At 48.8% G+C, this 20,664-nt stretch carries 13 protein-coding genes, 2 tRNA genes, 3 rRNA genes and 5 pseudogenes; 14 read left to right on the forward strand and 9 right to left on the reverse strand.

The window, feature by feature from the left end:
• Window positions 1–46 precede the first annotated feature (46 nt).
• From NM96_11915 to dksA, 3 genes are all read left to right on the forward strand, one after another.
• On the forward strand, window positions 47–844 hold the full coding sequence (locus NM96_11915) for a pyrroline-5-carboxylate reductase (protein AVR79935.1): 798 nt from the start codon (window positions 47–49) through the stop codon (window positions 842–844).
• A gap of 2 nt (window positions 845–846) precedes the next feature.
• Window positions 847–1,401: a hypothetical protein gene (locus NM96_11920; protein AVR79936.1), complete on the forward strand. Its 555-nt coding sequence runs from the start codon at window positions 847–849 to the stop codon at window positions 1,399–1,401.
• Window positions 1,402–1,594: 193 nt separating this feature from the next.
• Window positions 1,595–2,011 (forward strand): RNA polymerase-binding protein DksA, encoded by a 417-nt coding sequence (gene dksA / locus NM96_11925; protein AVR79937.1) that lies wholly within the window; start codon window positions 1,595–1,597, stop codon window positions 2,009–2,011.
• 132 nt (window positions 2,012–2,143) lie between these two features.
• Here the strand turns inward: dksA and NM96_11930 are convergent, their stop codons facing one another.
• Window positions 2,144–2,371, reverse strand: a complete 228-nt coding sequence (locus tag NM96_11930) for a hypothetical protein (protein AVR79938.1) — start codon at window positions 2,369–2,371, stop codon at window positions 2,144–2,146.
• Window positions 2,372–2,455: 84 nt separating this feature from the next.
• On the opposite strand from NM96_11930, the gene NM96_11935 reads away from it, so the two are divergent.
• From NM96_11935 to NM96_11970, 8 genes and pseudogenes are all read left to right on the forward strand, one after another.
• Window positions 2,456–4,001: ribosomal RNA gene (locus NM96_11935) — 16S ribosomal RNA — on the forward strand.
• Window positions 4,002–4,100: 99 nt separating this feature from the next.
• Window positions 4,101–4,177: transfer RNA gene (locus NM96_11940), tRNA-Ile, on the forward strand.
• 5 nt (window positions 4,178–4,182) lie between these two features.
• Window positions 4,183–4,258: transfer RNA gene (locus NM96_11945), tRNA-Ala, on the forward strand.
• A gap of 427 nt (window positions 4,259–4,685) precedes the next feature.
• Window positions 4,686–7,583: ribosomal RNA gene (locus NM96_11950) — 23S ribosomal RNA — on the forward strand.
• Between the two features lie 91 nt (window positions 7,584–7,674).
• Window positions 7,675–7,788: ribosomal RNA gene (gene rrf / locus NM96_11955) — 5S ribosomal RNA — on the forward strand.
• The 16S, 23S and 5S rRNA genes sit together here with 2 tRNA genes alongside, the layout of an rRNA operon.
• Window positions 7,789–8,125: 337 nt before the next feature.
• Complete coding sequence (locus NM96_11960) at window positions 8,126–8,425, forward strand: topoisomerase (GenBank protein ID AVR79939.1); 300 nt, start codon at window positions 8,126–8,128, stop codon at window positions 8,423–8,425.
• Window positions 8,426–8,617: 192 nt separating this feature from the next.
• A protein-coding gene (locus tag NM96_11965) for an IS5 family transposase (GenBank protein AVR79940.1) occupies window positions 8,618–9,410 on the forward strand; the annotation gives its coding sequence in 2 pieces (ribosomal slippage) (window positions 8,618–8,883 and window positions 8,882–9,410; 795 coding nt in all).
• Window positions 9,411–9,436: 26 nt separating this feature from the next.
• Window positions 9,437–9,627, forward strand: a pseudogene (locus NM96_11970) (IS110 family transposase).
• On the opposite strand, the pseudogene NM96_11975 reads toward NM96_11970, so the two are convergent.
• Window positions 9,596–9,739 (reverse strand): annotated as a pseudogene (locus NM96_11975) (IS5/IS1182 family transposase). The pseudogenes NM96_11970 and NM96_11975 overlap by 32 nt on opposite strands.
• A gap of 19 nt (window positions 9,740–9,758) precedes the next feature.
• Between NM96_11975 and NM96_11980 the strand changes: the two are divergent.
• From NM96_11980 to NM96_11990, 3 genes and pseudogenes are all read left to right on the forward strand, one after another.
• Window positions 9,759–10,154 (forward strand): annotated as a pseudogene (locus NM96_11980) (transposase).
• A 170-nt stretch (window positions 10,155–10,324) separates the two neighbouring features.
• Window positions 10,325–10,798: a hypothetical protein gene (locus NM96_11985; GenBank protein ID AVR79941.1), complete on the forward strand. Its 474-nt coding sequence runs from the start codon at window positions 10,325–10,327 to the stop codon at window positions 10,796–10,798.
• Window positions 10,759–11,052 (forward strand): annotated as a pseudogene (locus tag NM96_11990) (IS30 family transposase). Before NM96_11985 ends, NM96_11990 begins: the two are co-directional and overlap by 40 nt.
• A gap of 117 nt (window positions 11,053–11,169) precedes the next feature.
• On the opposite strand, the gene NM96_11995 reads toward NM96_11990, so the two are convergent.
• The 7 genes and pseudogenes from NM96_11995 to hrpA form a co-directional block, all read right to left on the reverse strand.
• Window positions 11,170–12,675 (reverse strand): hypothetical protein, encoded by a 1,506-nt coding sequence (locus tag NM96_11995; protein AVR79942.1) that lies wholly within the window; start codon window positions 12,673–12,675, stop codon window positions 11,170–11,172.
• A 173-nt stretch (window positions 12,676–12,848) separates the two neighbouring features.
• Window positions 12,849–12,944: pseudogene (locus NM96_12000) on the reverse strand (DNA-formamidopyrimidine glycosylase).
• Between the two features lie 203 nt (window positions 12,945–13,147).
• Window positions 13,148–13,918, reverse strand: a complete 771-nt coding sequence (locus NM96_12005) for a hypothetical protein (protein ID AVR79943.1) — start codon at window positions 13,916–13,918, stop codon at window positions 13,148–13,150.
• A 24-nt stretch (window positions 13,919–13,942) separates the two neighbouring features.
• Complete coding sequence (locus NM96_12010; protein AVR79944.1) at window positions 13,943–15,175, reverse strand: hypothetical protein; 1,233 nt, start codon at window positions 15,173–15,175, stop codon at window positions 13,943–13,945.
• Window positions 15,176–15,191: 16 nt separating this feature from the next.
• Window positions 15,192–18,479, reverse strand: coding sequence for an ATP-dependent helicase (locus NM96_12015; protein ID AVR79945.1), 3,288 nt, complete (start codon window positions 18,477–18,479; stop codon window positions 15,192–15,194).
• Window positions 18,480–18,541: 62 nt separating this feature from the next.
• Window positions 18,542–18,979: a DUF4760 domain-containing protein gene (locus NM96_12020; protein ID AVR80342.1), complete on the reverse strand. Its 438-nt coding sequence runs from the start codon at window positions 18,977–18,979 to the stop codon at window positions 18,542–18,544.
• Window positions 18,980–19,202: 223 nt separating this feature from the next.
• Entirely contained in the window at window positions 19,203–20,600 is a 1,398-nt protein-coding gene (gene hrpA / locus NM96_12025) for an ATP-dependent RNA helicase HrpA (GenBank protein ID AVR79946.1), read from the reverse strand.
• Between the last annotated feature and the right edge of the window lie 64 nt (window positions 20,601–20,664).

Genomic DNA, 20,664 nt, shown 5'->3' on the forward strand with positions numbered 1-20,664 from the left:
TTAATCTACTATAAAATGTATTTCATTTAAAAATTGAAGGAAATTTATGAACATCTACTTTTTAGGCGGTGGCAATATGGCGGCCGCCATCGCGGGCGGATTGGTCAAACAGGGTGGATACTGCATTCACATCGCCAACCGCGGTGCGGAAAAACGCGAGCGTTTGGCAAAGGAATTGAATGTTGAAGTTTCTGAATCCCTGCCCGAACTGCTTTCAGACGACGTTTTGATTCTTGCCGTCAAGCCGCAGGACATGGAAGCCGCGTGCCACAACGTTCGTGTCAACGGCGCATTGGTGCTATCCGTTGCCGCCGGTTTGTCTATTGATACCCTCAGCCGCTACCTTGGCGGAACACGCCGCATTGTCCGTACCATGCCCAATACGCCGGGAAAAATCGGTTTGGGTGTATCCGGCATGTTTGCCGAATCGGAAGTGTCCGAAGCCGACCGCACCGCCGCCGACCGGATTATGCGTTCCGTCGGTTTAACCGTTTGGTTGGATGAAGAAGACAAGTTGCACAACATTACCGGCATTAGCGGCAGCGGCCCCGCCTACGTCTTTTACCTGCTCGGCGCGCTGCAAGCTGCCGCTCAGGCGCAAGGGTTTAGCGAAGAAGATGCCCGCGCCCTCAGTCTCGCCACGTTTAAAGGTGCAGTCGCCTTGGCAGAGCAAAGCGGCGAGGACTTCGCGCAATTGCAGCAAAACGTTACTTCCAAAGGCGGAACCACCCACGAAGCCATCGAAACGTTCAAATCATGCCGCGTCGCCGAAGCCATTGCACAAGGCGTGGAAGCCTGCGTCAAGCGTTCGCAGGAAATGGCGCAACAATATAAGGTCGTCTGAAAATGCGCGGAGATTTATTGATATTGCTTGCCGACGGCATCGTTATCCTGTGTTTGGCACGTCTTTTCCTGCAAGCGGCGGGATTGAGTGAAAATCATGCGCTCTTGGCGTTCAGCAAGCGATCAACCGATTGGCTGGTCAACCCGCTGCATAAAATTCTGCCGGTTAAAAAATACGACCCAGCCTGCCTGTTGTCAGGACTGTTGTTATATTACATCGTATTCACCTTCATCACTTTAGTGGCGCAGCCTACCGCATTCAGCGCAAAAATCATCATCGCCAATTTTATACTGGCAATATTGAATACAATTAAATCAGCAGCTTATGTGTTGTTGATAGGGTTGTTTATCCGCATGGCGCTCAGTATTAAAGATCCCTATTCCCAACTTTCCGTCGCGCTGGAACGGATATATCGCCCCATACTTTCCCCCGTACAGTTTTTAAAGTACGGACGCTACGATTTTTCAGGTAGTATATTGGCATTATTACTGTGGATCTGGTTAAGCAGTCTATCGCCCCAAATTACCCGCCAAATCAACTTGTGGCTACTGCAATAGGCAGCGAGTTCATTAAGAATTTGCAGTATGACGTAAGCAAAATGCAAAAAAGTGAAAATCAAAACCACGGCTGTGAAAACATGGTATCATGCCGCCATTTCCAAACGGGCTTGAGAAAAGAAGTCCTAAGAAATCAATAAAATAAACCACTTGAGTAGCATTTCGTTTCCCGCAATAGATTGAAAGAAAAATTATGGCAAAGCTGACAGAACAAGACATTTTGAATTGGGACGGCCCGGAAGAAGACTACATGAATAGCGATCAGTTGGCATTCTTCCGCGAACTGCTGGTAAAAATGCAAGACGAACTGATTGAAAACGCATCTGCCACCACCGGCCACCTGCAAGAACACGAATCGGCTCCTGATCCTGCCGACCGCGCTACTCAAGAAGAAGAGTACGCGCTGGAACTACGCACCCGCGACCGTGAGCGCAAACTTCTAGGTAAAGTACAAGCAACCATCCGCAGCATCGATGAAGGTGATTATGGTTTCTGCGCGGATACCGGCGAGCCCATCGGTCTTAAACGCCTCCTTGCCCGCCCGACTGCTACACTTTCCGTAGAAGCACAAGAACGCCGCGAACGCATGAAAAAACAGTTTGCCGACTAAGTATAACGAAATCGGCTAATTGAATTAGGCAGTAAGAAAATGAAAAGGTCGTCTGAAATTAATTTCAGACGACCTTTGCTGTTTTTTGATTTGAAATAAAAGTCTTTGTATTTCAGGTTGTTGTTAGATTTTTTAGAATTTTTTGCGGTTTAGGAGTTGACGGTTTTTGAGGAGGGGGGTATAGTTCGGTTCTTCGCTGCTTCGGCGGTGATTGAACGAACAGGTAAGTATATCACAGTTGGTCTGATTTTTCGAGGTTTTAAGAAAAGTTTTGATTGACAATGAGATGAAATGCTTTATAATTCGTTTTCGCTCTTTAACAAAACAGATTACCGATAAGTGTGAGTGCGACAGCCTCACACTGTTTGAAAGACAGACAAGATGATGTTTTAGACATTGTCCTGTTGGTTTCTTTGAAGCAGACCAGAAGTTAAAAAGTTAGAGATTGAACATAAGAGTTTGATCCTGGCTCAGATTGAACGCTGGCGGCATGCTTTACACATGCAAGTCGGACGGCAGCACAGAGAAGCTTGCTTCTTGGGTGGCGAGTGGCGAACGGGTGAGTAACATATCGGAACGTACCGAGCAGTGGGGGATAACTAATCGAAAGATTAGCTAATACCGCATATATTCTGAGGAAGAAAGCAGGGGACCATTTGGCCTTGCGCTGTTTGAGCGGCCGATATCTGATTAGCTAGTTGGTGGGGTAAAGGCCTACCAAGGCGACGATCAGTAGCGGGTCTGAGAGGATGATCCGCCACACTGGGACTGAGACACGGCCCAGACTCCTACGGGAGGCAGCAGTGGGGAATTTTGGACAATGGGCGCAAGCCTGATCCAGCCATGCCGCGTGTCTGAAGAAGGCCTTCGGGTTGTAAAGGACTTTTGTCAGGGAAGAAAAGGGCGGGGTTAATACCCCTGTCTGATGACGGTACCTGAAGAATAAGCACCGGCTAACTACGTGCCAGCAGCCGCGGTAATACGTAGGGTGCGAGCGTTAATCGGAATTACTGGGCGTAAAGCGGGCGCAGACGGTTACTTAAGCAGGATGTGAAATCCCCGGGCTCAACCTGGGAACTGCGTTCTGAACTGGGTGACTAGAGTGTGTCAGAGGGAGGTAGAATTCCACGTGTAGCAGTGAAATGCGTAGAGATGTGGAGGAATACCGATGGCGAAGGCAGCCTCCTGGGATAACACTGACGTTCATGCCCGAAAGCGTGGGTAGCAAACAGGATTAGATACCCTGGTAGTCCACGCCCTAAACGATGTCGATTAGCTGTTGGGCAGCATGACTGCTTAGTAGCGAAGCTAACGCGTGAAATCGACCGCCTGGGGAGTACGGTCGCAAGATTAAAACTCAAAGGAATTGACGGGGACCCGCACAAGCGGTGGATGATGTGGATTAATTCGATGCAACGCGAAGAACCTTACCTGGTCTTGACATGTACGGAATCCTCCAGAGACGGAGGAGTGCCTTCGGGAGCCGTAACACAGGTGCTGCATGGCTGTCGTCAGCTCGTGTCGTGAGATGTTGGGTTAAGTCCCGCAACGAGCGCAACCCTTGTCATTAGTTGCCATCATTAAGTTGGGCACTCTAATGAGACTGCCGGTGACAAGCCGGAGGAAGGTGGGGATGACGTCAAGTCCTCATGGCCCTTATGACCAGGGCTTCACACGTCATACAATGGTCGGTACAGAGGGTAGCCAAGCCGCGAGGTGGAGCCAATCTCACAAAACCGATCGTAGTCCGGATTGCACTCTGCAACTCGAGTGCATGAAGTCGGAATCGCTAGTAATCGCAGGTCAGCATACTGCGGTGAATACGTTCCCGGGTCTTGTACACACCGCCCGTCACACCATGGGAGTGGGGGATACCAGAAGTAGGTAGGGTAACCGCAAGGAGCCCGCTTACCACGGTATGCTTCATGACTGGGGTGAAGTCGTAACAAGGTAGCCGTAGGGGAACCTGCGGCTGGATCACCTCCTTTCTAGAGAAAGAAGAGGTTGTCGCATTCACACTTATCGGTAAACTGTAGAAGATGCGGAAAAATGCTTGAGTGAAGACAAGGTTCGCTTAAGAAGAGAATCCGGGTTTGTAGCTCAGCTGGTTAGAGCACACGCTTGATAAGCGTGGGGTCGGAGGTTCAAGTCCTCCCAGACCCACCAAGAACGGGGGCATAGCTCAGTTGGTAGAGCACCTGCTTTGCAAGCAGGGGGTCATCGGTTCGATCCCGTTTGCCTCCACCAATACTTTCCAAATCAAAGCGAGTTAAAAAGGCAGTGTGACTGCTTTCTTTTTTTCTAAAGAGAAGTCTGCTGACGAATTAGTTTGACGGAAAAAGAAAGGCTGCTATAATAATCAGCTCATTTTGATTTGCGAAGTAAATAGCAATATTGAACGCATCGATCTTTAACAAATTGGAAAGCCGAAATCAACAAACAAAGACAATGTGTCTGTTTTTGATGATTGACCGATTGCAAACGGTCAGTTGTCTCCTGAACAGGAAAAGAAAAACAGGTACAGTATTTGGGTGATGATTGTATCGACTTAATCCCGAAAGACAAAAGGCGGGATTAAGACACAACAAGCAGTAAGCTTTATCAGAGTAGGAAATTCAAGTTTGATATTCTAGTCAACGGAATGTCAGGCAAAGTCAGAGAAGTTCTTGAAATGATAGAGTCAAGTGAATAAGTGCATCAGGTGGATGCCTTGGCGATGATAGGCGACGAAGGACGTGTAAGCCTGCGAAAAGCGTGGGGGAGCTGGCAATAAAGCTATGATCCCGCGATGTCCGAATGGGGAAACCCACTGCATTCTGTGCAGTATCCTAAGTTGAATACATAGACTTAGAGAAGCGAACCCGGAGAACTGAACCATCTAAGTACCCGGAGGAAAAGAAATCAACCGAGATTCCGCAAGTAGTGGCGAGCGAACGCGGAGGAGCCTGTACGTAATAACTGTCGAGATAGAAGAACAAGCTGGGAAGCTTGACCATAGTGGGTGATAGTCCCGTATTCGAAATCTCAACGGTGGTACTAAGCGTACGAAAAGTAGGGCGGGACACGTGAAATCCTGTCTGAATATGGGGGGACCATCCTCCAAGGCTAAATACTCATCATCGACCGATAGTGAACCAGTACCGTGAGGGAAAGGCGAAAAGAACCCCGGGAGGGGAGTGAAATAGAACCTGAAACCTGATGCATACAAACAGTGGGAGCACCCATGTGGTGTGACTGCGTACCTTTTGTATAATGGGTCAACGACTTACATTCAGTAGCGAGCTTAACCGAATAGGGGAGGCGTAGGGAAACCGAGTCTTAATAGGGCGAACAGTTGCTGGGTGTAGACCCGAAACCGAGTGATCTATCCATGGCCAGGTTGAAGGTGCCGTAACAGGTACTGGAGGACCGAACCCACGCATGTTGCAAAATGCGGGGATGAGCTGTGGATAGGGGTGAAAGGCTAAACAAACTCGGAGATAGCTGGTTCTCCCCGAAAACTATTTAGGTAGTGCCTCGAGCAAGACACTGATGGGGGTAAAGCACTGTTATGGCTAGGGGGTTATTGCAACTTACCAACCCATGGCAAACTAAGAATACCATCAAGTGGTTCCTCGGGAGACAGACAGCGGGTGCTAACGTCCGTTGTCAAGAGGGAAACAACCCAGACCGCCAGCTAAGGTCCCAAATGATAGATTAAGTGGTAAACGAAGTGGGAAGGCCCAGACAGCCAGGATGTTGGCTTAGAAGCAGCCATCATTTAAAGAAAGCGTAATAGCTCACTGGTCGAGTCGTCCTGCGCGGAAGATGTAACGGGGCTCAAATCTATAACCGAAGCTGCGGATGCCAGTTTACTGGCATGGTAGGGGAGCGTTCTGTAGGCCGATGAAGGTGCATTGTAAAGTGTGCTGGAGGTATCAGAAGTGCGAATGTTGACATGAGTAGCGATAAAGCGGGTGAAAAGCCCGCTCGCCGAAAGCCCAAGGTTTCCTACGCAACGTTCATCGGCGTAGGGTGAGTCGGCCCCTAAGGCGAGGCAGAAATGCGTAGTCGATGGGAAACAGGTTAATATTCCTGTACTTGATTCAAATGCGATGTGGGGACGGAGAAGGTTAGGTTAGCAAGCTGTTGGAATAGCTTGTTTAAGCCGGTAGGTGGAAGACTTAGGCAAATCCGGGTCTTCTTAACACCGAGAAGTGACGACGAGTGTCTACGGACATGAAGTAACCGATACCACGCTTCCAGGAAAAGCCACTAAGCTTCAGTTTGAATCGAACCGTACCGCAAACCGACACAGGTGGGCAGGATGAGAATTCTAAGGCGCTTGAGAGAACTCGGGAGAAGGAACTCGGCAAATTGATACCGTAACTTCGGGAGAAGGTATGCCCTCTAAGGTTAAGGACTTGCTCCGTAAGCCTCGGAGGGTCGCAGAGAATAGGTGGCTGCGACTGTTTATTAAAAACACAGCACTCTGCTAACACGAAAGTGGACGTATAGGGTGTGACGCCTGCCCGGTGCTGGAAGGTTAATTGAAGATGTGAGAGCATCGGATCGAAGCCCCAGTAAACGGCGGCCGTAACTATAACGGTCCTAAGGTAGCGAAATTCCTTGTCGGGTAAGTTCCGACCCGCACGAATGGCGTAACGATGGCCACACTGTCTCCTCCCGAGACTCAGCGAAGTTGAAGTGGTTGTGAAGATGCAATCTACCCGCTGCTAGACGGAAAGACCCCGTGAACCTTTACTGTAGCTTTGCATTGGACTTTGAAGTCACTTGTGTAGGATAGGTGGGAGGCTTTGAAGCAGAGACGCCAGTCTCTGTGGAGCCGTCCTTGAAATACCACCCTGGTGTCTTTGAGGTTCTAACCCAGACCCGTAATCCGGGTCGGGGACCGTGCATGGTAGGCAGTTTGACTGGGGCGGTCTCCTCCCAAAGAGTAACGGAGGAGTTCGAAGGTTACCTAGGTCCGGTCGGAAATCGGACTGATAGTGCAATGGCAAAAGGTAGCTTAACTGCGAGACCGACAAGTCGAGCAGGTGCGAAAGCAGGACATAGTGATCCGGTGGTTCTGTATGGAAGGGCCATCGCTCAACGGATAAAAGGTACTCCGGGGATAACAGGCTGATTCCGCCCAAGAGTTCATATCGACGGCGGAGTTTGGCACCTCGATGTCGGCTCATCACATCCTGGGGCTGTAGTCGGTCCCAAGGGTATGGCTGTTCGCCATTTAAAGTGGTACGTGAGCTGGGTTTAAAACGTCGTGAGACAGTTTGGTCCCTATCTGCAGTGGGCGTTGGAAGTTTGACGGGGGCTGCTCCTAGTACGAGAGGACCGGAGTGGACGAACCTCTGGTGTACCGGTTGTAACGCCAGTTGCATAGCCGGGTAGCTAAGTTCGGAAGAGATAAGCGCTGAAAGCATCTAAGCGCGAAACTCGCCTGAAGATGAGACTTCCCTTGCGGTTTAACCGCACTAAAGAGTCGTTCGAGACCAGGACGTTGATAGGTGGGGTGTGGAAGCGCGGTAACGCGTGAAGCTAACCCATACTAATTGCTCGTGAGGCTTGACTCTATCATTTGAAGAACTTCAAATAAAAAGCTTACTGACTGATCCAGTCATCACCGAATATATTGATTAAGGCTTTGCCGATTTGTACAGTTTAAGTTTGGCGGCCATAGCGAGTTGGTCCCACGCCTTCCCATCCCGAACAGGACCGTGAAACGACTCAGCGCCGATGATAGTGTGGTTCTTCCATGCGAAAGTAGGTCACTGCCAAACACCTATCCTAAGCCCCCGACAGATGTCGGGGGCTTTTACTTTGTATTGTTTCGGTTTGGCGAATATCATTACCCTGTATGGCGGCGGTGGAGTGGGGTAATATTCCGGATGATCCGGTTGCAGAAGGATGGGCTTTATTGATGTGGGAGGAGGCCGCTCCGGAATTGAAGTAAGTTGGAGAATGTTGCAGAATAAATACATTTGGGGATAGTGAAGTCGGAAATATTTAAAATTGTTTGAATTAAAATGATGAGAAGCATATGATAATAAAATATTTAGTGGTAACGCCTCCACGGCGGTGCCGTCCATATTAACGAAATGATAGGAAAACGCCCTTATGAAAAAATTCCTCTTTGCCGCACTCTCCGTTCTGACCGCCTCGCTGTCGCTGGCAGCCGTCAACATCAATACCGCCTCTTCTTCCGAATTGGAAGCCCTGCCCGGCATCGGCCCGGCCAAAGCGAAAGCCATTGTGGACTACCGCCAGCAGCACGGTGCCTTCAAATCAGTGGAAGAGCTCAAAAACGTTAAAGGCATCGGCGAGGGTATCTTCTCCAAACTGAAGGCCGAAGCAACCGTCGCTCCCGCACCTGCCAACCCAAAAGCTAAAAACGCCGTCCCATTATCTAAAAAATAAACCTATCCACGTATTCGTGAAATTGTAGGTGAATACAATGGCCAAACTAAAAAACGTCCAATCCCGGAAGGGAGCGGGCGTTTTTGTTCGTTGAACCGATCTTGTTACCGTGGAACAGACTAGGGAAAGACAATGTATAGTCTTCGCCTTAGAACGTGTTCATTGTCTCAGCCTCTGCTGTAAACTATCGGCATGAACAGAAAAACCTACCCAAGCGATATCAGTCGCGAGCAATTTGCGCCTCTCCTTCCCCTGCTGGAAAGTGCCCGTAAACGCACAGCGCCACGCCAGGTGGACTTGTACGATGTCTTTTGTGCCATTCTCTACCTGCAACGCACTGGCTGCTCCTGGCGCGCTTTGCCGGGCGACTTCCCCAAATGGCGCACCGTGCATTCCTACTTCCAGAGATGGACCGAACCACGCGAGAGTGGCATCAGCATCCTTGAGGAAGCATTAAAAAAATCAGGTAGTTGCGGAGCGCCGCAAGCAGGGGCGCCATGAAGCAACTACTTTCCTGATTATTGATGCGCAGAGTGTGAAGAACACGGATACCGCCATGGAAAAAGGCTACGATGCGGGCAAGAAGGTTAGCGGTATCAAGCGACATATAGCGGTTGACACGCAAGGTTTGCCGCATGCCCTTGCGGTAACGACGGCGGATGTTACGGATAGAAAAGGCTGCCTGGTGGCATTGGAACGTGGGCGGGATAATCTTGGTGCGATACAAAAAATCCTTGCTGACGGTGGTTACACGGGTAAGGCATTTGCTTCGTCGGTACAGGAGTTGATTGGTGCAGAAGTAGAGATTGCCAAACGAAACGAATTGCACCGTTTTGCAGTATTGCCGAAGCGATGGGTAGTAGAGCGCAGCTTTTCCTGGTTGGAAAAGAACAGGCGGCTTTGGAAAAACTGCGAGCGTAAGTTGAGTACCAGTCTGCAAATGGTAGCTTTGGCTTTCTTGGGAGTCCTGCTACGAAGACTATGAACACGCTCTTAAAAAACAAACAGGCAGAGACCTTTGCAAAATTCCTTTTCCCCCGACAACCGAAACCCCAAACACAGGTTTTCGGCTGTTTTCGGCTGTTTCCGCCCCCAATCACTCCTTAATTCTACCCAAATACCCCCTTAATCCTCCCCGGATACCCCATAATCAGGCATCCGGGCCGCCTTTTAGGCGGCAACAGGCACACTTAGCCTGTTAGCCGCTTTCAACAGGTTCAAACACATCGCCTTCAGATGGCTTTGCGCACTCACTTTGAGCAGACCAAAATAGGCGGCCCGGGCGTAGCGGAATTTACGGTGCAGCGTACCGAACTGAACTGCCCCCCCAAAAAAAAGTTGGACACATCCCCTCCAACTCACAAGGTGCAGTTTTTTTATGAGCAAATATACATTACACTTCAAATACCAAGCCGTACTCCACTATCTGCATATACGCAGCCAACAGCGTACCGCAGACCACTACGGCATCTCACGAACCCACCTGAGACGTTGGATAACCGCCTATCAAGAAGGCGGTATCGGCGCACTCGAACATCCCCAATCCAAAACCATGCCCCAACACCGCAAAAACCCCTTCATCGCAGATAAACCCGATCAAGAAAAAACACAGGCAGAGCTTATTGAAGAGTTGTGCTATATGCGCGCAGAGGTCGCCTACCTAAAGGAGTTAAAAGCCCTCAGCCAAAAACAGACCGAAAAGGACAAAGCCAAACCGTCCAAACACTGAGGGCGCAACACCCGCTCAAATACCTGCTGCACATCGCAAACCTGCCCAAAAGCAGCTTTTACTACCATCACCAAGACCGACCCGACCCCGACGCAGCCGACAAAGCCCTCCTTGTCGAAACCTACCGGCGGCATAAAGGACGCTACGGGCAAAGGCGCATTGCCGCAGCATTGGGTTGGAACCACAAAAAAGCGGCGCGGTTGATGAAGCAGTTGGAACTGAAAGCCCTCATACGGGCGAAAAAAGCCTACCGCCATCCCGCCATGGGCGAGATATCGGAACACCTCCTCAAACGCCTATTCAAATCCGAAAAGCCCAACGAAAAATGGCTGACCGACGTTACCGAACTCAAAGGGAAAGACGGCAAACTGTACCTATCGCCGATATTGGACTTGTTCAACAGGGAAATCGTCGCCTACGCCATGAGCCGCAGAGCCGACAGCGAAATGGTGAAGGAAATGCTCGAAAAAGCCGCCCCCCGTCTGACTGATAAAGGAACGATGCTTCATTCGGACCAAGGTGTGCTGTACCGTACGGCGGGGTATAGGGAATTGCTTGCGGAGCATTCCATGGTTCAAAGCATGTCGCGAAAGGCGAAATCATCATGGATAACGGCAAAGAGTTCTACCAACACACCAAAATAGCCAAAGCATTAAAGACGGAAACCTATTTTTGCCGCCCTTACCATTCGTGGGATAAAGGGCTGAATGAGAACACCAATGGACTCATCCGGCAATATTTCCCTAAACAGACCGATTTCCGAAACATCAGCGATCGGGAGATACGCAGGGTTCAAGATGAGTTGAACCACCGGCCGAGAAAAACACTTGGCTACGAAACGCCAAGTGTTTTATTTTTGAATCTGTTCCAACCACCGGTACCCTGGTGTTGCACTTGAAATCCGAATCCAAGTTCTCCTGAAAATACTGTAAACAACGCTTCTGGTTTCTATATGTAAGGATTGCAGGCTTGTTTGGAAAGATTCATCGTAAGGGTGTAGATGAATAGCTTTTTCCTAAAACCCCGCCCGATCCAACTCTTCCAACAGAGCAGGCCGGCGCGGTTTTTCGCTATATCGTTCCCTGATCTCGTCGGCAAAGTCTTCCATTGCCTGCCGTTGTGCGGAATATTGGCGACGGAGGACTTTTAATTGGTTCAAGAGCTGGCGGTATTGCTTACGGTTGCTTGCCTTATTGATTTCAGCCGCAAAGATTTTCAGGTAGCAAGCTACGATTTGGTCGTGATACGGCTCGGGGAAAGACGGGGCAAAACGTTCCATCATGTACAACGAAAGGTGTTGCTGCAATAGGGCGAGCAGCAGATCGAATTCCTGTTCGTGCTCCAATATTTCAGCTTGCAGCGAATATTGACCCGACAAGCGCGCAAGCAGGCGGTTGAATTCATGCGGCCATTCGGCAGCGGAAAACGTGGCTTTCCATGCCTCGTAATGCGGCAACGAAAGGCTGGTGGAAAGCGCCAAATCCGCTGCGATTTCGCGTATATTTTTACCGGTTTCCTTCAATACATCGAAAAGTTGCAGCTTCCATTTGTGCGCTGTGCCGAGTGTTCCTTCGTCTTCGGCAATGCTGATGCCTTCGCGCAAGAGGCGTTCCGCTTCCGCCCAATCTTGCTGCCCGACTGCTTGTTCTACCGCAATTTGTCTGAATTTCGGCAGGCGCAGATGTCGTCTGAAAAAATCCTGCGCGGCAGCAGTATCGCCTTTCGCTTGCAATACCTGCCAGCCTTCGAGCGCCCAAAATTCATGTTCCCAGCCCGACTCGGTAACAGCCAAACGTTTAGCCACATAATCTTGCCACGCCTGCCATTCGCCGCGCAGCCGCCAGATTCGGGCGCGGATTTGGTAGATTTTATTGCCTGCCTCCGAGAAATCAAAATAGCGGCTGTCGTCCAAACATTTGTCCAAAAAATTAATCAAACGCTTAGTGACGTTTTCCATAACCGCCTCTTCCAGCAGATCGATTGCAATATACATAGCATCGCCCAACATACCGTCTGAATCGTCCGCCTTTTCAAAAGCATCCTGCAAACGCGGTATCAATAGAGGCAAAGCCTGCGCCAACGCCGCCGTCCCCTCTTGCGCCACATCTTCCAACCAGTTTTGCAGCCTGAAGCCCAAATCAGCGGCTTCGTAGTAATCATAATATCGGGTTCGGGAAAAGATTTTGGAGAGCTGCTGCCGATACGGATTGCCGCCCTTTTTAGGCTGCTGCGCGTCAGATTCGTCAGGCTGCTCGTCCGGCGTTTGGGCGCGCACCGCATACCACAACGCCGCCATATGCTTGCACGCCCAGCCATAAGGACAATCGCAGCCCCCGTCCTTAATGTACAAATCACTATCCAGCTTCAGCCATACCGAATAGTTTTCCGAACCGCACACTTCCGCCCGATAACGCCCGGCGGAAGTTTTTTGGACATCGCGAACCTTACCCTGCTGAAAATACAGCAGGCCGCGTTCGGCGATGTGGGGCGGAAATAGGCGGGGTAGGTAGATACCGGACATGGTTTGCTTCCAAGAAGTTGTTGAAACATGGGGAGTTTACTGGTTTGGGCGACGTTTGGGGAGAGGGTAGTGGGAATTCTTGTTTGGCAAAGTGGCAAAAGGTCGTCTGAAAATGGGTTTCAGACAACCTTTGGTTTGGGTAGGAAGGGAAGTAGTTTAGAAAGACCGCGTGCTGTTTCAATCGCGCGGCACAGGATGTGTTTGACGGCGGCGGTTAAAGCCGCACATTCGGTTTTGCTTAACGATTTGGCGGCGCGTTGCGGGGCGATACCGCGCAGGGTGGTTTCTACTTCGGGGAGTTCGGGCATGGTGGGAGTGTTGGGGTGTTGTTTGTGAAGAGGGGGATTATAATGGGAAGGGCAGGCTAAAAATGGGGTTTGATGATTTTCAGGCTGCCTTTGCTTTTTAGAGATTTTTTCGATATTGATTTATTTATTATTATGTATAATCTAGCTAACATATAAGTTAGAACTCATCTGCAATCTTCTGTTTCCTGATTTATTTCAACAGAATCTTTCAAATAACATAAATTACTATAATAACATTCATCCATTTTATTTATTATAAAATCTATATTATTTTGAGGAATGCCAGTTTTTTTTAAAGCTCTTTCCAAATGATTTTTTTCATTACTGAATCTATTTGCTACTTTATCATAATCATTCAAACATAGCTCACTTATCATATTTTTAGCTTTTTCAGAATTATTTATTGGTTTAAGTATAAAATAATCTATCTCAATATGCTCATGATAATTATCATTGTATGGATGCACCCATCTATTTTCATAATCTCGATATAATCCTACCTTTGAAAAATTACAAGAGATGCATGATAAAATTAAATTGTTATCAGACACTGTTTTGTCAGGAAATATATTTTTAGGCTTAAAATGTTCTAAATGTCTATCGGAATTATGTTCATTTCTATGCAAAATAGTCTTGCAAAAAAAACATTTCCCTTTCTGCTGTTCATCAAGCTCTGTTCGCAATTCATTTTTTAACTCTTGAAATATAGCTTCTAAAGATTTTTTTACAAGTTTTTCATTAGGTTGGATCAGTCTTTCTTGTATAGCGCGCTCACGAATATCCTTGATTTTTTCTTTTTTTATCTCCCAACCGCAACAAGATGTATTTAGCAGGGCTATAAGTTGAGTATACTTTTGTTGGTTAATAATATTTGAAATTTTAGACCTATCAATCCGAGTGCAACCAAAATTATTTTCAAATTCTTCTTTATTCATTATGTAATAACCTACTAAATGCGATTAATTACTAGACAAAAGCTTTAACTTAAGCATATCAAATACTGATTTTAACGGATCGTTTTCATTTAAATGAGTATCTTGTATATTATTTAATTCATTTCTAGCATCTTCTAATTCGTTATTAGCAAAATGATTAATGCATTTTTGTAAATGTTCTACAAATATTTTTGATCGGTCTAGCGAATTAAACAAATCTTTAAGTACATAGCCAGTATCATTTCCAAAATATTGTGTCTCTTTAAATCCATCATTTAAATCATTTGGGAGAGATAACGTCAAAACTCTTCTTTTATCATCACTTTTCATGCTGGATGCAATAATTGGAGAATGCGTTGCAACTAAAATATCAGGAAGAATGATGCTATTACATTCTTTTTTTATTACATCTATGAAGTTAATCATCATAGGAATAATAGAATTTTGCCATTCAGGATGCATGGAATTCTCAGGTTCGTCATATATAATTAGAGATTTCCCAGTCTGGCATAATCCCCACCCTAGACCTAGTATCATTGTAATATATAATATTTCACCCGAACTTAGCATGTGCCTATCTTTTGATTTGCCTAATTGGAAGTAAATTTTCTCATTATTATTAATTTTGTAAAAAGCAATATTCTCTATTATTTTTTTCGAATCGTCTAATTTATAATTATCTTCTAATTGAAAAATATCAATTAAGTTGCTTACATTCTCATCACTAAACTCACTAAGAGAAAAATCTAAATATTCCTTATCTATGGATTTAGTTTGTCTTTTACCACTTTTAGTAAAACCACCTGTCTCTGCGATAATATTAATTTCAATATGAATTCTACTATCAAAACCAATTTTGTGAAGCATTTTAGAGGCAGTGCTCAGTATAAGCTTAACCACTTTTTCTTGATCTTTATTTTCTTGGCTAAGTTTATGAAAATTAATTATTTCTGATATAAATTTTTTAATGGGAGTTAATCTAGACACTAGATTACTATTTGTTTTTACTCCAAAATAGATATATTTTAATTTTCCATTATTTTTTTTGACAATGAAGTCTCTTACTGGAAGTCTATCAAAAAATGTTCCCGAAAAAGCAATAATATTATTATATGAACTAATGCCTTTGCCTTTTTTTAATTTATCAATTATTTTTTCAAGTAGCCTACTTTTGCCAGTCCCATTCTCACCAGTAATAAAATAAATATTTTGTTTTGTAGCATCACCATGAAGCGTAATGTTATTTAGATCACTCATTTGAAAATCCTCATTGTTAAATAATTGCTTGCCATTCTTTTAGTAACCGTTTAATGGAAACAGTATACGGTGTCTTCAATTCCTGCGCAAACAGCGACACTCTCAATTCTTCAATCATCCATCTAAACGCGGCGAGGTCGTCTGAAACGGGTTGTCCTTGTTTCACCAAGCCGTCGGTTTTTTCCTGCCACATTTGTTCCAATTCCTGTATATCGGCTTCGCGGGCTGAGTCGCGGGCGGGGTTGCCGCTGTATTTTTCGAGGCGCAGGGTCATGGCTTTGAGGTAGATGGGGAGGCGCGGCCATTGTGCCCACGGGGTGCGGGTGGCGAAGCCGGCGGCGAGCAGGGTTTGCAGGCGTTGGCGCATGAGGTGGGTGAGCGGGTGTTTGCCGAGTTTGCCGTTCAGTTCGGCGTAGGCGGCGGCGGTTTCCTGCAAGTAGCGGCTGAGGGCTTCTTTGACGGCGGGCAGGCGGCTGCGGGCGCGTTTGATTTGTTCTTTGAAGGCTTTTTCGTTGCGCGGCAGCTCGTCTTCGCCGATAAAGGCGCGGTCGCAGACGGCTTGGGTGAGGTCGTCGCGCAGGGTGTCGGCGTTGATGTGTTTGAGCAGCATGGCGGCTTGGGTGAAGCCTTGGATGCCTTTGTTCAGGTCTTTAACTTGTTCTTTTAGTTGTAGTTTCATGAGTTCGATCACGCCTAATCTGTGGGCTTGTTCGGCGGCGGCAGATGTGTCGAACAGGCGCAGGGCGATGCGGCCGTCTTTTTCTTTTTGCAGGCCGAGGTAGCCGGTGAGTTGTTGTTTGCCGCGTGCGAATTTGATGGATTCGGGCAGGGTGCCGATGTCCCATGCGGTAACGTTGTCGCGCTCGAATTCTTGGGTGTTGTCGCGGAAGGTGGTGGCGGCGGCTTTGCCAAGTTGTTGTTGGATTTGGATTAAATCGCGCCCCATGGCTAATTCTTGCCCGCCGTCGTCGATGATGCGGAGGTTGAAATAGCAGTGTTCGGGTAGCCTGAACGCGGCCCATTCGTCTTGGTTGATTTGCTCCAGTATGCGGATGTCGCCTGCGGTTTTGGCGATGGCTTGGGCGAGTTGGGGCAGGATGGGGGCATTGCGGTCGGGGTTTTGGCTTAAAAATTGGGTGATGAAGTCGGGCACGGGTACGCAGATGCGGCGGATTTGTTTGGGCAGTGCTTTGATTTGTAGCTGGATTTTTTCGCGTATCATGCCGGGCACGAGCCATTCGAGGGCGGCGGGGCTGATGCGGTTGAGCACGGTGAGCGGCAGGGTGAGGGTAACGCCGTCGAGCGGGTGGTGCGGCTCGAAGCGGTAGCTGAGTTTGAATTTGCCGTCTGCGGTTTGCCAGTGTTTGGGGAATTGTTCTTCGGTAATGTGCGCGGCGGCGTGCTGCATGAGGTCGTCGCGGCTGAGGAACAGCAGGCGCGGGTTGTCGCGCTCGGCGATTTTGAGCCAGGCTTGGAAGGTGCGGATGTCGGAGAGGGGGAGGGGTTTCAGACGGCCTTTTTGGGGTGCAGGCTGCTTTTTGGGTTTGGTGTCGTCTGAAACATTTTGTAGGGTGTGTGAACTCGGTTCACGCACGCGGTTATCCGTATCTTTGGAATCCGCGTGCATGGCTTGGGCTACACCCCCTATGTTGTGCTTGTTAGATTTTAGGACATCTGCTGCATCCGCTCGTGCCAATAAGATGAGTTCGTCGGCAGTCTCAGCATCGGGATAGTGCACCAAGCCTGCTTCGTCAAATTGCACCATTACGCCAGTTTGTAATGTCGCCCATTCTTCGGCGGAACCGATGGACGGGTCGCATTGCTGCTCGGCAATCAAGGCAACGATTTTGCCGTGCCATTGTTTGCTGTCGATAGTTACACGGTCACCCAGCAGTATCGGTTGACCGTTGGCGTAGCATAGGGAGTTTTCAGGTAGCCTTTGGGCTTTGGGGTCGTCTGAAACCGTTGAAATTGCGGCACTTTGTTCTCTCTCCTGTGGGAGAGGGTTAGGGAGAGGGCTTGCTGCGGTTGCGGAAAAGTTGGTTTGGGCGGCAACTGTTTTGCCCTCTCCCCGACCCTCCCCCACGGGGGAGGGGGTAGTTTGCTGAGGGTTTGTAGGACGCAGGCCGTCTGAAACCGCATCCGCCGTATAAAAATCGGGCAGCCGTTCGTGATAAAACGCAAACAGCGCTTCATCATCGACCAGCACGTCTTGCTTGCGCGATTTGTGTTCGAGTTCGGTAATTTCCTTAATCAGCTTTTTGTTGTGGACAAAAAAGTCTGCTTTCAAATCGCATTCCTGCGCCACCAGCGCGCTGCGGATAAAGATTTCGCGCGCTTCTTCGGGGGCGATTCTGCCGTAGGACACGGGGCGGCGCGGCAAGACGGTCAGGCCGTAGAGCGTTACCCGTTCGCTGGCGATGACTTCGCCGCGTTTTTGTTCCCAGTGCGGTTCGAAATAGTGGTAGCGGACGAGGTGCGGCGCTTCCTGCTCGATCCATTCGGGCTGGATGGCGGCCACATCGCGGGCATAAAGTTTTGTTGTTTCAACGAGTTCTGCCGCCATCACCCATTTGGGTTTGGCTTTGAACAGGGCGGAGGCGGGGAAAAGGTGGAAGCGGCTGCCGCGCGCGCCGGTGTAGTCGTTGCCTTCGGGTGATTTCATGCCGACGTTGGCGATGAGGCCGGTGAGCAGGGCGCGGTGGATTTGTTCGTAGCCCGCTTCTTTGGCGGCGCGGATTTGGGCGCGGTGTTGCTTCTTATCCAGTTGTTTTTGTTTGAGTTTGGCGGATAGGTCTTGGTCGCCTTGGTTTTCAGACGACGTAAGTTGCTTGACTTCGGGAGGTCGTCTGAAAGCCGCTTCCTTGGTGGTCAAACCCATTTCAATCGCGGTTTGGGCAAGCTGGTGGTGCAGCTCGCGCCATTCGCGCATCCGCAGGTGCGACAGGAAATATTGGCGGCACCACTGCACCAGCTGCTTGTTAGACAAGCCTTTATCGCGCTCGCGCTGGAAACTGTCCCAAATGTTCAGATAGGCAAGGAAATCGGACTGCTTGTCGGTAAAACGCTCGTGCACCTTGGCGGCGGCATCGCGCGCCTCCAGCGGCCGCTCGCGCGGGTCTTGAATCGACAGCGCGGACGCGATCACCAATATTTCCGCCATGCAGTCGTGCTTCTTCGCCGCCAACAAAATGCGCGCGATTTTCGGGTCGATGGGCAAGCGCGCCATTTGTTTGCCGAGGGGGGTGAGGCGGTAGCAGTTTGGTTTTTCAGACGGCGTGTTGGGGTTTTTTGTGTTTTGCATGGTGGAATTGGAGTTCAGGCTGCCTTTTGGCGTAGTGAAAGTGTAGAATGTGTTGGCGATTATTAACTGTCTAATTTTTTAATTAACTCTTTTAAATCTTCGCTGATCTGTTCATTTACTGTTTTGCCATATGGTTCAAATCTTTTAGCAATATCGATGAGGGTATCGCCTAATGCACGTTTAAAAAGATCCTTATCTATTCTTTTGGTTCCTAAGGAAAATCTTACATGTTCCAAGTAGTTCATTACCAATACAACAGATTGTTTAAGTTCTTCGTCTGCTTTAATCTTATCTATCAATTCATTGTCTGATGTATCAGCTTTTTCTTCTTTGGCTTTTCTTGTCCATTTTCTAGCTTCCAAATAATGTGGATCATCCCAGCGAGATAAAAGTTCAAATGTATTTTCAATAATGGCTGTTTGTCTTTGCAAGAACATATTCATACCAGTGAAATATGTAGATAACACAACACCACTTCCCCCAAGGCAAAGGCAAAACATTTTTGTTGCCTCCAAAATAGAAGAACTATTGTCAGGTACTTGTAATGCATAAGCAATAAAAGTTAATACTATTGATGCTAATAATAGAGAAGCTGCGAGTAACCAAAAAAATATCCATACTAATTTTTCATTCATAATAAACTCCATAATAATAAAAAATGATGTTTCAAATGGTTTATAGGAATTTTGTCAGATTTACCACCCAAGCGGTTGTTTGGCGTTTTCAGACGACCTCCTCCACCGCCCCTAATTCCAATAACACCTGAAACCCATCATTGATATACCGAGAATCGGGCATTTCTAAAAACGGGAATGCCGCCACGTCGCCGAGTTTCAACGCTGCCATGCGTAGGATGACGGCGGCCAGGTTGCTGCGGACGATTTCGGGGTCGGTGAATTCGGGGCGGCTGTTGAAATCTTCTTCTGAAAATAAGCGGATACACACGCCTGCGGAGACGCGTCCGCAGCGGCCGGAGCGTTGGCGGGCGGCGGCTTGGGAGATTTTTTCGACATGAAGCTGCTCCACTTTTGCCCGTGCGGAATAGCGTTTGACGCGCGCGAGGCCGGTGTCGATGACGTATTTGATGCCCGGCACGGTGAGCGAGGTTTCGGCGACGTTGGTTGCCAGTACGATGCGGCGTTTCGCGCCTGAGGGGTGGAAGATTTTGTGCTGTTCGGCGTGCGATAGGCGCGCGAACAGGGGCAGGATTTCGTCGTTGCGGCGCAGCGTGGATTTGCGCAGGGCTTCGGCGGCTTCGCGGATTTCGCGTTCGCCCGGCAGGAATATCAAAATATCGCCTTCGCCATACCGCGCCAATTCGTCCGCCGCATCGACAATCGCGTCGGTCAGCTCGACTTCTGCATCGTCTTCGTCTTTGCTGGTCAGCGGTCGGTAGAGGATTTCGACGGGATAGGTGCGCCCGCTCACTTCCAGCACGGGCGCGCCGTTGAAGTGTTGGGAGAAGCGTTCTGCGTCTATGGTTGCCGAGGTGATGATGACTTTCAAATCGGGGCGGCGCGGCAGGAGCTGTTTCAGGTAGCCTAGCAGGAAGTCGATGTTCAGGCTGCGTTCGTGCGCTTCGTCGATGATAATCGTGTCGTAGGCGGCGAGATAACGGTCGGTCTGCGTTTCCGCCAGCAGGATGCCGTCGGTCATCAGCTTGACGCAGGCATCGCGCGAGGTGTGGTCGGTAAAACGCACCTTATAGCCCACCGCGCTGCCGATTTCGGATTTCAACTCTTCGGCAATCCGCTCCGCCACCGAACGCGCGGCCAAACGGCGCGGCTGGGTATGCCCGATCAGCCCCGCCGCCCCGCGCCCGAGTTCCAGACAAATCTTGGGCAACTGCGTGGTTTTGCCCGAACCGGTTTCGCCGCAAATAATCGTTACCTGATTTTCGGCAATGGCTTTTTTGATTTCTTCGAGCTTCTCGTGAACGGGCAGGGTGTTGTCGAACTCGGGTTTGGGCAAGGCGGCCAAACGCTTCAAAAAGATTTCGTGCGATTTTCGGTATTTTTCTTCGACTTTGGACAAGCCGCCGTATTTGTTGGGATTTTTGAAGGCGGATTGCAGGAAGTGGCGGTCTTTGGAGAGGGTTTGGGAGAGGTCGGGATGGGGCATGGCGTTGGAAAAATTTTAAATAAAACAAAGGGAGTGATTATAGTAAAGGTCCTTGGATTCGGAT

It is taken from the genome of Neisseria mucosa (assembly GCA_003028315.1).
Lineage (GTDB): Bacteria > Pseudomonadota > Gammaproteobacteria > Burkholderiales > Neisseriaceae > Neisseria > Neisseria mucosa.

Coding starts and splice junctions, on each gene's coding strand:
- dksA (AVR79937.1), top strand. CDS start 1,595: ATGGCAAAGCTGACAGAACAAGACATTTTGAATTGGGACGGCCCGGAA.
- NM96_12020 (AVR80342.1), bottom strand. CDS start 18,979: ATGTTTTGCCTTTGCCTTGGGGGAAGTGGTGTTGTGTTATCTACATAT.
- NM96_11995 (AVR79942.1), bottom strand. CDS start 12,675: ATGTCCGGTATCTACCTACCCCGCCTATTTCCGCCCCACATCGCCGAA.
- NM96_11960 (AVR79939.1), top strand. CDS start 8,126: ATGAAAAAATTCCTCTTTGCCGCACTCTCCGTTCTGACCGCCTCGCTG.
- NM96_12005 (AVR79943.1), bottom strand. CDS start 13,918: ATGAATAAAGAAGAATTTGAAAATAATTTTGGTTGCACTCGGATTGAT.
- NM96_11920 (AVR79936.1), top strand. CDS start 847: ATGCGCGGAGATTTATTGATATTGCTTGCCGACGGCATCGTTATCCTG.
- NM96_12010 (AVR79944.1), bottom strand. CDS start 15,175: ATGAGTGATCTAAATAACATTACGCTTCATGGTGATGCTACAAAACAA.
- hrpA (AVR79946.1), bottom strand. CDS start 20,600: ATGCCCCATCCCGACCTCTCCCAAACCCTCTCCAAAGACCGCCACTTC.
- NM96_12015 (AVR79945.1), bottom strand. CDS start 18,479: ATGCAAAACACAAAAAACCCCAACACGCCGTCTGAAAAACCAAACTGC.
- NM96_11915 (AVR79935.1), top strand. CDS start 47: ATGAACATCTACTTTTTAGGCGGTGGCAATATGGCGGCCGCCATCGCG.